14 protein-coding genes are annotated in these 13,745 nt (G+C 72.8%); 4 read left to right on the top strand and 10 right to left on the bottom strand.

The genetic code is table 11. The features are described from left to right. Positions 1 to 18: 18 nt before the first annotated feature. Positions 19 to 972: a methionine synthase gene (locus ABH937_RS31245; protein ID WP_370145766.1), complete on the bottom strand. Its 954-nt coding sequence runs from the start codon at positions 970 to 972 to the stop codon at positions 19 to 21. 184 nt (positions 973 to 1,156) lie between these two features. On the opposite strand from ABH937_RS31245, the gene ABH937_RS31240 reads away from it, so the two are divergent. Together ABH937_RS31240 and ABH937_RS31235 are read left to right on the top strand one after the other, a co-directional pair. Beyond that, positions 1,157 to 1,864, top strand: coding sequence for an ABC transporter ATP-binding protein (locus ABH937_RS31240; protein WP_370220178.1), 708 nt, complete (start codon positions 1,157 to 1,159; stop codon positions 1,862 to 1,864). After that, positions 1,861 to 4,224, top strand: a complete 2,364-nt coding sequence (locus ABH937_RS31235) for an FtsX-like permease family protein (protein ID WP_280687347.1) — start codon at positions 1,861 to 1,863, stop codon at positions 4,222 to 4,224. The genes ABH937_RS31240 and ABH937_RS31235 overlap by 4 nt, the downstream gene beginning before the upstream one ends. Before the next feature lie 33 nt (positions 4,225 to 4,257). Here the strand turns inward: ABH937_RS31235 and ABH937_RS31230 are convergent, their stop codons facing one another. Then, the gene (locus ABH937_RS31230; protein ID WP_370220177.1) at positions 4,258 to 4,785 is read right to left on the bottom strand and encodes an ArsR/SmtB family transcription factor; all 528 of its coding nucleotides are present in this window, start codon (positions 4,783 to 4,785) and stop codon (positions 4,258 to 4,260) included. 115 nt (positions 4,786 to 4,900) lie between these two features. Here ABH937_RS31230 and ABH937_RS31225 point away from each other — a divergent pair, with 115 nt between their 5' ends. After that, positions 4,901 to 5,848: a DUF2218 domain-containing protein gene (locus ABH937_RS31225; protein ID WP_280687349.1), complete on the top strand. Its 948-nt coding sequence runs from the start codon at positions 4,901 to 4,903 to the stop codon at positions 5,846 to 5,848. Between the two features lie 160 nt (positions 5,849 to 6,008). Here the strand turns inward: ABH937_RS31225 and ABH937_RS31220 are convergent, their stop codons facing one another. The 7 genes from ABH937_RS31220 to ABH937_RS31190 all read right to left on the bottom strand — a co-directional run bounded on the left by ABH937_RS31220 (position 6,009) and on the right by ABH937_RS31190 (position 12,183). Next, positions 6,009 to 6,770: a class I SAM-dependent methyltransferase gene (locus tag ABH937_RS31220; RefSeq protein ID WP_280687350.1), complete on the bottom strand. Its 762-nt coding sequence runs from the start codon at positions 6,768 to 6,770 to the stop codon at positions 6,009 to 6,011. 113 nt (positions 6,771 to 6,883) lie between these two features. Further along, a complete protein-coding gene (locus ABH937_RS31215) occupies positions 6,884 to 7,666 on the bottom strand; it encodes an SDR family NAD(P)-dependent oxidoreductase (RefSeq protein ID WP_280687351.1) in 783 nt (260 codons plus the stop codon). 51 nt (positions 7,667 to 7,717) lie between these two features. Then, the gene (locus ABH937_RS31210; RefSeq protein ID WP_280687352.1) at positions 7,718 to 8,548 is read right to left on the bottom strand and encodes an RNA methyltransferase; all 831 of its coding nucleotides are present in this window, start codon (positions 8,546 to 8,548) and stop codon (positions 7,718 to 7,720) included. An 11-nt stretch (positions 8,549 to 8,559) separates the two neighbouring features. Next, positions 8,560 to 9,249, bottom strand: coding sequence for an SDR family oxidoreductase (locus tag ABH937_RS31205; protein WP_280687353.1), 690 nt, complete (start codon positions 9,247 to 9,249; stop codon positions 8,560 to 8,562). Positions 9,250 to 9,263: 14 nt separating this feature from the next. Continuing rightward, positions 9,264 to 9,794 (bottom strand): TIGR00730 family Rossman fold protein, encoded by a 531-nt coding sequence (locus ABH937_RS31200; protein ID WP_280687354.1) that lies wholly within the window; start codon positions 9,792 to 9,794, stop codon positions 9,264 to 9,266. Positions 9,795 to 9,810: 16 nt separating this feature from the next. Beyond that, positions 9,811 to 10,977, bottom strand: a complete 1,167-nt coding sequence (gene mnmA, locus ABH937_RS31195) for a tRNA 2-thiouridine(34) synthase MnmA (protein WP_280687355.1) — start codon at positions 10,975 to 10,977, stop codon at positions 9,811 to 9,813. Positions 10,978 to 11,013: 36 nt separating this feature from the next. After that, a complete protein-coding gene (locus tag ABH937_RS31190; RefSeq protein ID WP_280687356.1) occupies positions 11,014 to 12,183 on the bottom strand; it encodes a cysteine desulfurase family protein in 1,170 nt (389 codons plus the stop codon). A gap of 101 nt (positions 12,184 to 12,284) precedes the next feature. On the opposite strand from ABH937_RS31190, the gene ABH937_RS31185 reads away from it, so the two are divergent. Beyond that, positions 12,285 to 13,130, top strand: a complete 846-nt coding sequence (locus tag ABH937_RS31185) for an IclR family transcriptional regulator (protein ID WP_280687357.1) — start codon at positions 12,285 to 12,287, stop codon at positions 13,128 to 13,130. Here ABH937_RS31185 and ABH937_RS31180 read toward each other — a convergent pair. Beyond that, entirely contained in the window at positions 13,066 to 13,725 is a 660-nt protein-coding gene (locus ABH937_RS31180) for a trimeric intracellular cation channel family protein (RefSeq protein ID WP_280687358.1), read from the bottom strand. The two genes, ABH937_RS31185 and ABH937_RS31180, sit on opposite strands and share 65 nt — an antisense overlap. Between the last annotated feature and the right edge of the window lie 20 nt (positions 13,726 to 13,745).

The following is a 13,745-nucleotide window of genomic DNA, read 5'->3' as shown; positions in this document are numbered from 1 at the left end:
TTCGCCTCCTGTTGGGTCCTACACCGGGTTGTCCACCAGGCTCTGGGCTCCCCTCACGCTGAGTGACAGCGCCTTGCGCGCATAGGCCGGGCTCGCGCCCGCCAGCCCGCAGGTCGGCGTCACCAGCACGCGGCGGCCCAGCAGTTCCGGATCGAGTCCGAGCCTGCGCCACAACGTCCTGACACCGGTGACATTACCGGCCGGGTCCGACAATCCCGCTTCAACGGAGGGCACCACTCCGGCGAGGAAGACCGTCCCCGCCTCGACGGCCTCGCCGACCACCTCGTCCTCACGCTCCGTCAGCAGACCGAAGTCCAGCGAGATGCCCGCCACACCGGCCCGGCGCAGCAAGGGGATTGGCACCTCGGGCGCGCAGGAGTGGACGATCACCGGCACGTCCAGCGCGCGGATCAGCTCGCGCAGCGCTTCCTCGGCCCGCTGCCGGTCCACCGAACGCAGTCGCTGGAAGCCGCTGGCGGTCTTCACCGCGCCGGCCAGCACGGCGGGCAGCGAGGGCTCGTCCAGCTGGAGCACCAGCTTGGCGCCGGGCACCCGCGTGCGCAGCTCGGCGAGGTGGCGGCGCAGGCCCTCGGTGAGCGAGCCGGCGATGTCGCGGCAGGCGCCTGGGTCGGCCAGCGCCTTCTCGCCGTGCCGCAGTTCGACGGCCGCCGCCAGCGTCCACGGGCCGACCGCCTGCACCTTGAGCGCGCCGGTGTACCCCTGGGTGAACTCCTCCAGCGCGTCCAGGTCCTCGCCCAGCCAGGAGCGTGCGCGCCGGGTGTCCCGGCCCGGCCGGTCGGCGAACCGCCAGCCGCTCGGCTCGACCTGCGCGAACAGCTCCACCAGCAGCCCGGCGCCGCGCCCGATCATGTCCGCCCCGGGCCCGCGGGCCGGCAGCTCGGGCAGGAACGGCAGCTGCTCCAGGGCCCCGACCGCCGTCTTCGCGGCCTCCCGGGCGTCGGTACCGGGCATCGAGCCGACGCCGGTGGCGGCGCCGCGCAGGGCGGGGAAGGCGGGTTCTTCGCTGGTCACGTCGCTGGTCGCATCGGTGGTCACGAAGTGCAGGGTAGCCCGTACATCTCCGGGATGACCTCGCGCCGGGGTTACCACGGGGGGCTGACTCGCCAACCCGGGCCGCGCGCCTAGCTTTACCGCCATGACCAGTGCGGAGAGTACGGAAAACGTGGTGGTACGCCTCGACGGCGTACGCAAGGAGTACGGGGAGTCGGTCGCGCTCGACGGCGTGTCGCTGGAGATCCGGGCCGGCGAGGCGGTCGCCGTGATGGGGCCCTCGGGGTGCGGCAAGTCCACCCTGCTCAACATGATCGCCGGCCTGGACCGGCCGACCGCCGGCTCGGTGACCGTGCACGGCGAGGACCTGGGCACGCTCAACGAGACCGGGCTGGCGCTCTTCCGGCGGCGCCGGATCGGCATGATCTTCCAGTTCTTCAACCTGATCGACGACCTGCCGGCGCTCGACAACGTCGCGCTCGCCGGCCAGCTGACCGGCACCCCGGCCGGCCAGGCCCGCCGCCGCGCCCTGGAGCTGCTGGACGAGCTGGGCATCGCGCAGCGCCGCAACGCCTACCCCGCGGTGCTCAGCGGCGGCGAGCGCCAGCGGGTCGCGGTGGCCCGGGCCCTGATGAACCGTCCGGCGCTGCTGCTGGCCGACGAGCCGACCGGCGCGCTGGACAGCCACTCCGGGGAGCAGGTGATGGACCTGCTGATCGACCTCAACCAGATGGGGCAGACGCTGCTGATGGTGACGCACGACAAGCGGTTGGCCACCCGGTGCGCGAGTCGTCTGGTCGAGTTCACCGACGGCCGGGTGGCCCGGGAGACGGCACTGGAGCGCAGCGCATGAGCGCGGTGTGGCGTGCCTCGCGCGCGGCGGTGCGGCGGCGGCGGTTGCAGACCTTCGTGATCGGGCTGGTCGTCCTCACCTCCACCGTCACGCTGGTGGTCGCGCTCGGCCTGATGGCGGCCGCCTCGGCGCCCTTCGACGACGCCTTCGCCCAGCAGCGCGGTTCGCAGCTCACCGTCACCTACGACGCGTCCAAGGTCACCGACGCCCAGCTCACCCAGGCCGCGCACCAGCCCGGGGTCACCGACGTGGCCGGGCCGTTCGCCGAGACCGTGCTCACCGCACCGCCCAACAACATGGCCCCCGTCCCCGGGGTGGACAACCCGCCGCTCGGCCCGATCGCCTTCGTGGGCCGCGCCGACCCGGGCGGCCCGGTGGACCGGGTCGACGTCTGGAGCGGGCGCTGGGTCCAGCGGCCCGGCGAGGTGGTGGTGATGCGGCCGCCCGGCGAGACGTTCGCACGGTACGAGGAGGTCGGCAGCCGGCTCGTCCTGCCCGGCGCCCCACCGCTGGTCATCGTGGGCTTCGCCTCCAGCCTGAGCCAGACCGCGGGCGCCTGGGTGACGCCCGACCAGCTGGCCGCCATGCACCCGACCACCAGCCAGGTGCTCTACCGGTTCGCGCACGCCGGCAGCGACACCCAGGTCAAGGCCGACCTGGCCGCGGTCACCGCCGGGCTGCCGCAGGGCTCGGTGCTCGGTTCGCTCGAGTACCTGACGGTCAAGTGGGACCTCACCAACACGGCCAACGCCTACGTCCCGTTCCTGATGGCCTTCGGCATCCTCGGCCTCCTGGTCGCGGTGCTGATCACCGCCAACGTGGTCAGCGGCGCGGTGGTCTCCGGCTACCGGCACATCGGGGTGCTCAAGGCGCTGGGGTTCACGCCGAACCAGGTGGTGGCGGTGTACCTGCTGATGATGCTGGTCCCGGGCGTGGTGGGCGGCACGCTCGGCACCCTGCTCGGTGGGGTGGCCGCGAAGCCGCTGCTGCAGATGTCGTTCTCCGGCTTCAACTCCGGGTACATCCGCCCCACCCTGAGCCCGTGGGTCCAGCTGGCGACACTGGTGGGCATGCCCGCGCTGGTGCTGCTCGCGGCCTTGCTGCCCGCCCTGCGCGCGCACGGGCTGTCCGCCGCCCGGGCGATCAGCGCGGGCAGCGCGCCGACCGCCGGACGCGGACTGCGGGTGCAGCGCCGGCTCAGCGGGAGCAGGCTGCCGCGCTCCGTCAGCCTGGGCCTGGGCCTGCCGTTCGCCCGGCCCTGGCGAACCGGGCTGACCATGATGTCGATCGTCATGGGCGTGCTCACGGTGACCCTGACGACCGGGCTGACCAACTCGGTCAACGTGATGATGGGCAGCCGCGACAGCAGCAACTGGCGGGTGGACTCGACGTTCTACGTCGGCGATCCGAGCGTGCCCGGCCAGGTCTCCCCCGAGCTGACGGACCCGCAGATCGAGGGCATGCTGCGGTCCCTGCCCGGCAACGGCTCGGTGATCGCCGCGGCACCGGTCCTGGTCGGCCTGTCGGGCGAGAACCAGAACGTCCACGCCTGGTTCTTCCGCGGGTCCGGCTGGACCGCCGGCAGTCCGGTGCAGTTGTTCAAGGGCCGCTGGGCGCACGGGCCCGACGAGGCGGTGGTGGGATCGGCGTTCCTGCACAAGCGCGGCCTCAAGCTGGGCAGCCGGGTGACCGTGGGCCTGGACGGCCATCAGCAGGCGGTGACCCTGGTCGGTGAGGACGGCAGCGGCGGCCCGGACGAGTTGGAGGCCCCCTGGTCGACGCTGACCGCACTGGTGCCCGAGGCCACGGCGGCGGGTTACGTCAACCAGTACTGGGTGCACCTCGCCCACGGCACCGACGTCAACACCTACGACGCCGCGGCCAAGGCGGCTGAACCCAGCCTCCAGCCCTCCCCAGCCGGGGGCCCCAACAACATCCAGGTCACCGTCATCGGCACCGCCACGCTGCTCAGCATCCTGCTGGGCACGGTCGCGGCGCTCGGCGTCTTCAACACCGTCGTGCTGAACGCCCGCGAGCGCCGCCGCGACCTGGGCATGCTCAAGTCGATCGGCATGACGCCCCGTCAGGTGACGGCGATGATGGTCACCTCGATGGCGGCCCTGGGAGCGGTCGGCGGTCTGATCGGCGTCCCGCTGGGGATCGCCGCGCACCGGGTGATCCTGCCCGCGATGACGAACGCGGTGGGCCTCGAACTGCCGCCGAGCATGCTGGACGTCTGGCACCCCGGCGCGCTCACCGTGGTGGTGCTCTCCGGGCTGGCCATCGCGGTGCTGGGCGCGCTGCTCCCGGCCCGGTCGGCGGCCCGGATGACCATTGCGCAGGTGCTGCGCAGCGAGTGAGCCAAGGGCCGGACGGCACGGGCTGCACAGGGGTCAGCCCGCGTCGTCAGGGCCCAGGGTCGGGATGTCGGCCGGATACAGGCAGACCAGCAGGCCGTAGGGCGCACCACGGGACTTGTCGACCGTGAGCCGCTCTTCGGCCTGCTCGCGCAGTCGCGCCGCCAGCGCGTGCGCCTCCTCGTCGGAGAGCCAGAGGTGGCGCAGCACGGTGTGCTCGGCCTGCCCGGGGCGCAGCGGGAGCATCTCGCCGAGCGCCGCGTCGATCAGGAACTCGCGGCCGCCCTCGGCCTCCTCGTGGAACGTGAAGCCCTTGCTGACCAGCGCGAAGTACTGCTCGGTCCCACCGCGCACCTGCCGGGTCTCCGCGAGGCGGACCAGCCCGGCCTCGCGCAGCACCCGCACGTGGTAGCCGACCGTCCCCTTGGCCATCCCGAGGCCGGCCGCGAGCTGGCGCAGCGTGGCCGGCCGCTGGCGCAGCATGTTCACCAGGCGGTGGCGGACCGGGTGGCCGAGGGCCTTGAACTGCTCGGGTGAGCGGAGCACCAGGTCGTCTTCTGCCATGCCGTAAGTGTCCATAAATCTCGATGCTTTGACAAGCGGCCTGACGCCCCACCAGAATCGACCTCACCAAAAGCGACGAGAATTCTCAACACTTCACTCCCCCAGGACGGACCACATGCCCATCTCCACTGCCCTGGTCGCCACCGACCGCCCCGCCCGCTACCTCAAGCAACTCGTCTCCCACCTGGGCCACAAGGCCGACACCGCCCTGGCCGGCGACAGCCGCGGCACCGTGACGCTCGGCGCCGGAAGCTGCGTGCTCACCGCCTCGTCGGACGGACTGCGCCTGATCGCCACCGCCGCGGACCCCGAGGGCCTGGCCCGGGTCCAGGACGTGGTCGCCCGCCACCTGGTGCGCTTCGCCACCCAGGAGGAGTTGGACGTCCGGTGGAGCGAGCCGACGGCGGGCGGGGACCTGGAGATCCTCGACCCGGTGGTCGACGACTACCTGCTGACCCACTGCACCCCGGCCGACCAGGCACTCCAGGAACTGGCCAGCACCACCCGGGAAGCCACCGGCAACGCGGCGGGGATGCAGATCTCGCACGACGAGGGCGCGCTGCTCACCCTGCTGACCGGCCTGACCGGCGCCCGGTTCGCCGTCGAGGTGGGCACCTTCACCGGCTACTCGTCCATCTGCATCGCCCGCGGCCTGGTCGAAGGCGGCCACCTGCTCACCTGCGACGTGAGCGAGGAGTGGACCGCCATCGCGCAACAGGCCTGGGAGCAGGCCGGCGTCACCGACCGGATCGACCTGAAGATCGGCCCGGCGATCGAGACCCTGCGCGCGATGCCGCAGGAGGCGGTCATCGACATCGCCTTCATCGACGCCGACAAGGTGAGCTACCCCGCCTACTACGAGGAGATCGTCCGCCGGCTGCGCCCGGGCGGCCTGGTGGTGCTGGACAACGTCTTCCTCGGCGGGCGGGTGTTCGACCCGGCGTACCAGGAGGACCACCACCGCGCGATGCGCGAGCTGAACGACCTCGTGGCGGGCGATGAGCGGGTGGAGTCGGTGATGCTGCCGGTGCGGGACGGGGTGACGCTGGCGCGGCGCCGGTGAGGGCGGTCCCCCGTCCGGCGACGGGGGACGCGGAGGCCGGCCGAGGCCTGCTGCCGGTGGAGCAACTGGCCCACGCGTGGGGGTCGGGAAGCGGGTCTGGGTGATCGTCGGCCCGGCTGGCTGACGGACTGCACCAGGCCGCGCGGCGCCGGGCAGCTGGTCAGGCCGGCTTCCGGGCCTCGATCAGGAAGCGGCTGGTGTGTGCGACGAACGAGCCCTCGCGCTCGATCAGTTCGTGCAGCTCGCGCAGCCGTTCGCGGTACTTGTGAACGGTGAAGTCGGGCACCATCCAGATGACCTTGCGCAGGAAGTAGATGACGGCGCCGATGTCGAAGAACTCGGTGCGCAGCGACTCCGAGCGAAGGTCCAGCACCTCCAGCCCGACCCCCTCCGCCGCCGTACGGGCGTCCTCGGGGTGCCGGCCCCGGCGGGTCTCGGCGGGGAGCGGGCCCAGGAAGTACTCGACCAGTTCGAACACGCTGGCCGGGCCGACCTGCTGGGAGAGGTACGTACCGCCGGGGCGGAGCACCCGGGCGATCTCCGACCACCACACGGTCACCGGGTGCCGGCTGACCACCAGGTCGAACGCCTCGTCGGCGAAGGGCAGCGGCGGTTCGTCGGGGTCGGCCACGACGGCCACGCCGAGCGGGTGCAGCAGCCGGGTGGCTCTGGCGAGGTTCGGCGGCCACGATTCGGTCGCCACGGTCAGCGGCGGGAGCTTCGGCGCCCCGGCGAGCACCTCGCCGCCCCCGGTCTGGATGTCCAGCGCTGCCGAGGCGGTGGCCATCCGCTCGCTCATCAGCTTCTGGTAGCCCCAGGACGGGCGCTGCTCGGTCGCCCGCCCGTCCAGCCAGGAGAAGTCCCAGCCCTCCACGGACACCTCGGCGGCCTCGGCCACCAGGTGGTCAAAGTTGCGCGTCATGACGGCGATCATGACACCCCGCCCGGCGAACACCCAGCGTGAATCGCGGGATCAGGCCCCGACGACGCCCGCGCCACCTGCCAGCGCCCTCACGCTCGGGTCGGACGGGTGGATCAGCCGGCCGCCACCGGTGGTCCGAGGTAGGTACCGCCGGAGACGTCGATGGTCTGGCCGGTCACCCAGCGCCCCTGCGGGCCCGCCAGGAAGCCCACCACGTCCGCGATGTCCTCCGGCTCGCCGAGCCGTCCGAGCGCGGTGATCGCCTCGAGCTCGGCCAGCGCCTCGGGAACCGAGGTCCAGCCGGCGGTCATGTCGGTCCGCACCACCCCGGCCTCGACCGTGTTCACGGTGATCCCACGCCCGCCCAACTCGTGGGCGAGCGACGGGCCGAGGGCCGCCAGCGCCGCCTTGGTGACGGTGTAGCCGATCTGCAGGGGGGCCGCGATCCGGGTGGCCGCCGAGCCCACGTTGACGATCCGCCCGCCGTCCCGCAGCAGTGGAAGCGCCCGCTGGACCACGAAGACCGGCGCGGTCACGTTGATCGCCAGCAGCCGCTCGAACTCCTCCTCGGTGAGCTGTCCGATCGAACTGACCGAGTGGATGCCCGCGTTGTTCACCAGGATGTCCAGGCCGTCGGCGCCGTGGTCCGCCAGCCCGGCGGTCAGGCCTTCGAACAGCCGGTCCACCGCACCGCTCTCGCCGAACCGGGCCCGCACCGCGAACGCCCGGCCGCCGGCCTCGGCGATCCGCGCCACGGTCTGCGCGGCGGCCGCGTCGTTGTCGCCGTAGTGGACCGCGACCAGCGCCCCCTCGGCCGCGAGCCGCAGGGCGACCGCGCGACCGATCCCGCGCGAGCCGCCCGTCACCAGTGCGGTCCTGCCGTCCAGTTCCCCCATGATCGCCTCTCCCCCTCGTGATGCCCCGGTCGAATCCGGGAACGATTCAGGCTAGCCAGCCCGCCGCCCCGCCGCGATCCGTTGGCGCGAGGCCTCGTACAGCACCGCCGTCGCCGCGTTCGCCGCGTTCAGCGAACTCACCGCACCCGTCATCGGGATGCTCACCGTGTAGTCGCACAACTCGCGCCACGCGGTGCTCAGGCCCGCCGTCTCGTTGCCGATCAGCAGCAGAGTGGGCTGGGTGAAGTCGAAGTCGAAGACCTCGCAGTCACCACGCTCGTCCGTACCCACGAGCACCACCGGGCAACCGGCCGCCCGCTTCGCCGAGACCCACTGCGCCACCTCCCGGTGCGAGGGCACCCGGACCGCCGGCAGGGCGAAGAGCGAACCGGTGCTGGCGCGTACGGACTTGGCGTCGTAGAGGTCGGCCGCGTGGCCGGAGACGATCATCCCGTGGGCGCCGAAGGCGTCGGCCGAGCGCAGGATGCTGCCGATGTTGCCGGGGCTGGTGGGGCGGTCGAAGAGCACGCCCAGGAAGTCGGCGCGGACGGGGATGCGGTCCAGGTCGTCGGCGGGCAGCTCGACCACCGCGATGAGCTCGGGCGCGTCCTCGTTCTTCTCGCCCAGTTCGGCGAGGAGTTCGGGCGCCATCGCCACCGTCTCGGTGTCCACGGACGCGCTGCGCAGCAGGTCGGCCGCCCAACTCGACAGCCGCCGGCCCGAGTCGTAGACCAGGGCGCGGATCGGCCAGCCGTACTCCACCGCCAGCGAGATCGGGCGCACGCCCTGGACCAGGAACTCCCGGGACCGCTGGCGCTTGTTCCGGTTGGCGAGCAGGGACTCCCATTGCTGGAAGCGGGCGTTGCGCGTGGTGATTCGCATAGCGGCCCAGGCTACCGGCCCGGGCGCACCGTGATCTCGGTGATCTCGGCGTCGCGCGGCAGGTCGAGGGCGGTCAGCACGGCGGTGGCCACCGACTCCGGGGCGATCCAGGCCTGCGGGTCGTACTCCTTGCCCTCCTGCTGATGCACCTTCAGCTGCATCGCGGTGGCGGTGCGCCCCGGGTAGACGGTGGTGACCCGGACGCCGCCGCCGTGCTCCTCCGCGCGCAACGAGTCGGCCAGCGCGCGCAGGCCGAACTTGCTGGCCGCGTAGGAGCCCCAGTCGGCGTGCGCGCTCAGGCCGGCGCCGGAGTTGACGAAGACCACGTGGCCGCGGGACTGGCGCAGCTGGGGCAGCAGCAGGCGGGTCAGCTCGGCGGGCGCGACGAGGTTGATCGCCAGGGTCTCGTTCCAGACCTTGACCGGGGTGTCGCCGATCGGGCCGAGCTCGACCACGCCGGCGATGTGCAGCACCGAGTCGAGGTCGACCGGCAGGCTCTGCTGGCCGAAGGCCCAGGCGAGCTTCGCGGGGTCGGCGAGGTTGCCGACCAGGCTCTGCGCGCCGGGGAAGCGCTCGCGCAGCTCGGTGGCGCGCCGGGCGTCGCGGGCGAGCAGCCAGATGTCGTCGCCGCGCTCCAGCAGGCGCTGGGCGACGACGGCGCCGATGCCGGAGCCGGCGCCGGTGATCAGGTGAGTGGCCATCAGCGGAAGTCCTATCAGGAAGTGGCGGCGAGGTGGGCGAAGACCTCGGCGGGGGTGTCGGCGAAGGAGACCAGCTCGGCGAGCGGGCGGGGCAGGAAGCCCTCGGTCTCCATCCGCTGGAGCTGGCTGCGCAGGCCGTCGTAGAAGCCCTCGGTGTCGAGCACCACCACCGGCTTGCCGTGCAGGTTGTGCTTCTTCAGCTCCAGCACCTCGGTGACCTCGTCCAGCGTGCCGAGGCCGCCGACCAGCACCACGACGGCATCCGCCCGGGCCAGCAGCTGCGCCTTGCGCTCGGCCAGGTCGGCGGTCATCACCAGCTCGTCCGCGCCTTGGTAGCCCTTGTGCGCCAGCAGCTCGACCAGGATGCCGACCAGCTTGCCGCCGGCCGCCTTGACGCCGTCGGCGAGCAGGCCCATCAGGCCGGCGTCGGAGCCGCCCCAGACCAGGGTGTGGCCGCCCTCGCCGAGCAGCCGGGCGAACTCGGCGGCGGGGGCGGTGTAGCGGGCGTCGAGCGAGTTCGCGGAGCAGAAGACGGTGATGTTCATAGTGACAAGAGACTTATCAGATCTCCGCCACGGCCCGCTGACCGGCTTCGGCCACGGCCCGCCGCTCGGTCTCCGCGATGGTCGCCGACCCGACCACCCGGGTGCCGTCGTAGAGCACCACGGCCTGTCCGGGCGCGATCCCGCGCACCGCGCGGTCCAGCCGCACCCGCAGCTGATCGCCGACGACCGAGGCGGTCACCGGCACCTCCTCGCCGTGCGCGCGCAGCTGAGCGGTGTAGGTCCCTTCCCCCGCCGGCGCCGCGCCGCACCAGCGCGGGCGGATCGCGGTGAGCCCCAGCACGTCGAGGCCCTCGACCGGGCCGACCGTGACGGTGTTGTTCACGGGCGAGATGTCCAGCACGTAGCGCGGCTTGCCGTCCGGCGCCGGGTGCCCGATCCGCAGGCCCTTGCGCTGCCCGATGGTGAACCCGTACGCGCCGTCGTGTTCGCCGAGCTTCTCGCCGCTGACGTCCACGATGTCGCCGGTCGCGGTGCCCAGGTGCTGGGCCAGGAAGCCCTGGGTGTCGCCGTCGGCGATGAAGCAGATGTCGTGGCTGTCCGGCTTCTTGGCCACCGCCAGGCCCCGGCGCTCGGCCTCCACCCGGATCTCGTCCTTGGTGGTGTCGCCGAGCGGGAAGAGCGAGTGCGCCAACTGCTTCGCGTCCAGCACGCCCAGCACGTACGACTGGTCCTTGGCCGCGTCCACCGCCCGGTGCAACTCACGGCCACCGCCCGGCAGTTCGACGATCCGCGCGTAGTGTCCGGTGCACACCGCGTCGAAGCCCAGGGCGACGGCCTTGTCCAGCAGCGCGGCGAACTTGATCTTCTCGTTGCAGCGCAGGCAGGGGTTGGGGGTGCGCCCGGCCGCGTACTCGGCGACGAAGTCGTCGATCACGTCCTCGCGGAACCGCTCGGCCAGGTCCCAGACGTAGAACGGGATGCCGATCACGTCGGCGGCCCGGCGGGCGTCCCGGGAGTCCTCCAGGGTGCAGCAGCCGCGGGCGCCGGTGCGGAAGGACTGCGGGTTGGACGACAGCGCCAGGTGCACGCCGGTGACTTCGTGCCCGGCTTCGGCGGCGCGGGCCGCGGCCACGGCGGAGTCGACCCCGCCGGACATCGCGGCGAGGACGCGCAGACGGGTGCTGGTCGACGGCCCGGACGGGGCACCAGGGAAGTCAGTCATAGTCCCCCCAGGGTACGTGGTCGCGGAAATTCGGTTTCAGCGCTGCCCGGCGTTGCGGACCCGCTCGACCACCGGGCCGATCGCCTCGGCCAGCGCGTCCACGTCCGCCTTGCTGGAGGTGTGCCCCAGCGAGAAGCGCAGCGAGGAACGGGCCAGCAGCGGATCGGCGCCGATCGCCAGCAGCACGTGGCTGGGCTGCGGCACGCCCGCCGAGCAGGCCGAACCGGTGGAGCACTCGATCCCGGCGGCGTCCAGCAGCATCAGCAGCGCGTCGCCCTCGCAGCCGGGGAAGGAGAAGTGCGCGTTGGCGGGCAGCCGGCCGGCGTCGGCCGGGTCGCCGTTGAGCAGCGCCTCGGGGACGGCGGCGAGCACCCGGGCGACCAGGTCCGCACGCAGCGCGCCGAGCAGCACGGCCGCTTCGGGCTGCCGCTCGACGGCGAGTTCGGCGGCCGCCGCGAAGCCGGCCGCGGCGGGCACGTCCAGGGTGCCGGAGCGCACGTCGCGCTCCTGGCCGCCGCCGTGCAGCAGCGGCACCGGTGCCATGGCGCGGGAGAGCAGCAGGGCGCCGACCCCGTACGGGCCGCCGATCTTGTGCCCGGTGACGGTCAGCGCGTCCAGTCCCGAGTCGGCGAAGGAGACCGGCACCTGGCCCAGCGCCTGCACCGCGTCGGCGTGCATCGGGATGCCGAACTCGCGGGCGATCGCCGAGAGTTCGGTGATCGGCTGGAGGGTGCCGACCTCGTTGTTGGCCCACATCACGGTGATCAGCGCGACCGATCCCGGGTCGCTCTCGATCGCCGCGCGCAGCGCCTCGGGGTGCACCCGCCCATGGCCGTCGACCGGCAGGTACTCGACCCGGGCGCCCTCGTGTTCGGCCAGCCAGTGCACCGCGTCCAGCACCGCGTGGTGCTCGACCGGGCTGCACAGCAGCCGGGTGCGGGCCGGGTCGGCGTCCCGGCGGGCCCAGTACAGACCCTTGACCGCCAGGTTGTCGGACTCGGTACCGCCGCCGGTGAAGACGATCTCGCTCGGGCGCGCGCCCAGCGAGGCGGCCAGCGACTCGCGGGACTCCTCGATCACCCGCCGGGCCCGGCGGCCGGCCGCGTGCAGGGAGGAGGCATTGCCGGTGACGCCGAGGTGCGCCGTCATCGCGGCGATCGCCTCGGGGAGCATCGGGGTGGTGGCCGCATGGTCGAGGTATGGCATGGCTGAACCAGTGTAGGCGCCCGCGCGGGGGCCCGGGGCCTGCGGGGTGTCGGCGGGATTCGGCCATTGCACGGGCTGCGACGCGGCGTTAGCCTCCGGTCATGTCGCAGACCGTTGACCGGGCCCTGACGATCCTGGCCTCGCTGGGCGACGGCCCGGCCTCGCTCGAGCAGGCCGCCAGCCGGATCGGGGTGCACAAGTCGACCGCACTGCGGCTGCTGCGGACCCTGGAGGAACACGGGTTCGTGCACCGGCAGTCCGACCATCGCTACCGGCTGGGCGGGCGACTGCTGTCGCTGGCCCACACCGCGTTGGAGGGCATCGACGTCCGCCAGGTCTCGGCGCCGTACCTGGCCTCGCTGAACGAGCGCTACGGGCACACCGTGCACCTGGCCGTGCTGGACGGCGCCGAGGTGCGCTACGTGGACCAGGTGGAGGGCCGCTACCCGGGTACCGCCGCGGGCCGGCCGGGAGCGGCCTGCGGCATCGGCCTGCGGGCGCCGGCCGCCGCGACCGCCAGCGGGAAGGTGCTGCTGGCGGGGCTGACGGAGGATCAGCTGACGGCGGTGCTGGACGGCCACGAGTTCCCGGCCTGCACCCCGCGCAGCCCGCGCCCGGCCGCCGAAGCGCGAGCCGAACTGCGGGCCGAACTGCGGGCCGAACTGGGCGCGGTGCGCCGGCAGGGCTGGGCACTGGACCAGGGCGAGTACGAGCAGGCGGTGAACTGTCTGGCCGCCCCGATCAGCGACAGCGAGGGCCGTCCGGTGGCCGCCTGCGCGATCTCGGCGCCGGTGGCGGTGGCACCGGTGGGCGAGCTGAGCCGGTTGCTGCCGGAACTGCTCTGCACGGTGGAGGCGATCTCGCTGGCCTACGGCGGCTCGCCTACTCCTCGCTGGTGCGAGAACCGTTGCGGTGCCAAGCACGCGGTGCGCGCCAGCCATATCTGAGCGCGAGCATCCGCAGGCCGAAGGCGATCACCGCGGCGGTGCTGGCGGTCAGCGTGGTCAGGTGGTCCACCGCGATCAGCACGGCCACCAGGCTGGCGCCGACCACCGCGGGCACGGCGTAGATCTCACGGTCCCAGCGCAGCAGGGACGGCGGTTCCATCGCCAGCACGTCGCGGATCACGCCGCCGCCGGCCGCGGTCAGCAGGCCGAGCGCCACCGAGGCGACCGAGCCGAGCCCGTAGTCGTGCGCCTTGACGGTGCCGGTCACGCAGAACAGGCCGAGGCCGAGCGCGTCCAGCGTCTGCACCGCGCGGTTGATCCGCTCCACCTCGGGGTGCAGGAAGAAGACCACCACACCGGCCAGCAGTGGGGTCAGGAAGTAGCCGAGGTTGCTGAAGGCGACCGGCGGGGTGGCGCCGATCAGCAGGTCGCGCATCACCCCGCCGCCGAGCGCGGTGGCTTCGGCCAGCACGCAGATGCCGACGATGTCCATGTTCTTGCGCACGGCGAGCAGGCCCCCGGAGAGGGCGAAGACGAAGATGCCGATCAGGTCGATGCTCTGCTGCACGTCGGGCGGGAAAAGCTGCGAGGTCACCGGCCCAGTGTCTCCCGGAG

Source organism: Kitasatospora sp. GAS1066B (genome assembly GCF_041262605.1).
Taxonomy (GTDB): Bacteria; Actinomycetota; Actinomycetes; order Streptomycetales; family Streptomycetaceae; genus Kitasatospora.
Note: the sequence above shows the minus strand (reverse complement) of the source record. Positions and strands in the feature narration are given on the sequence as shown.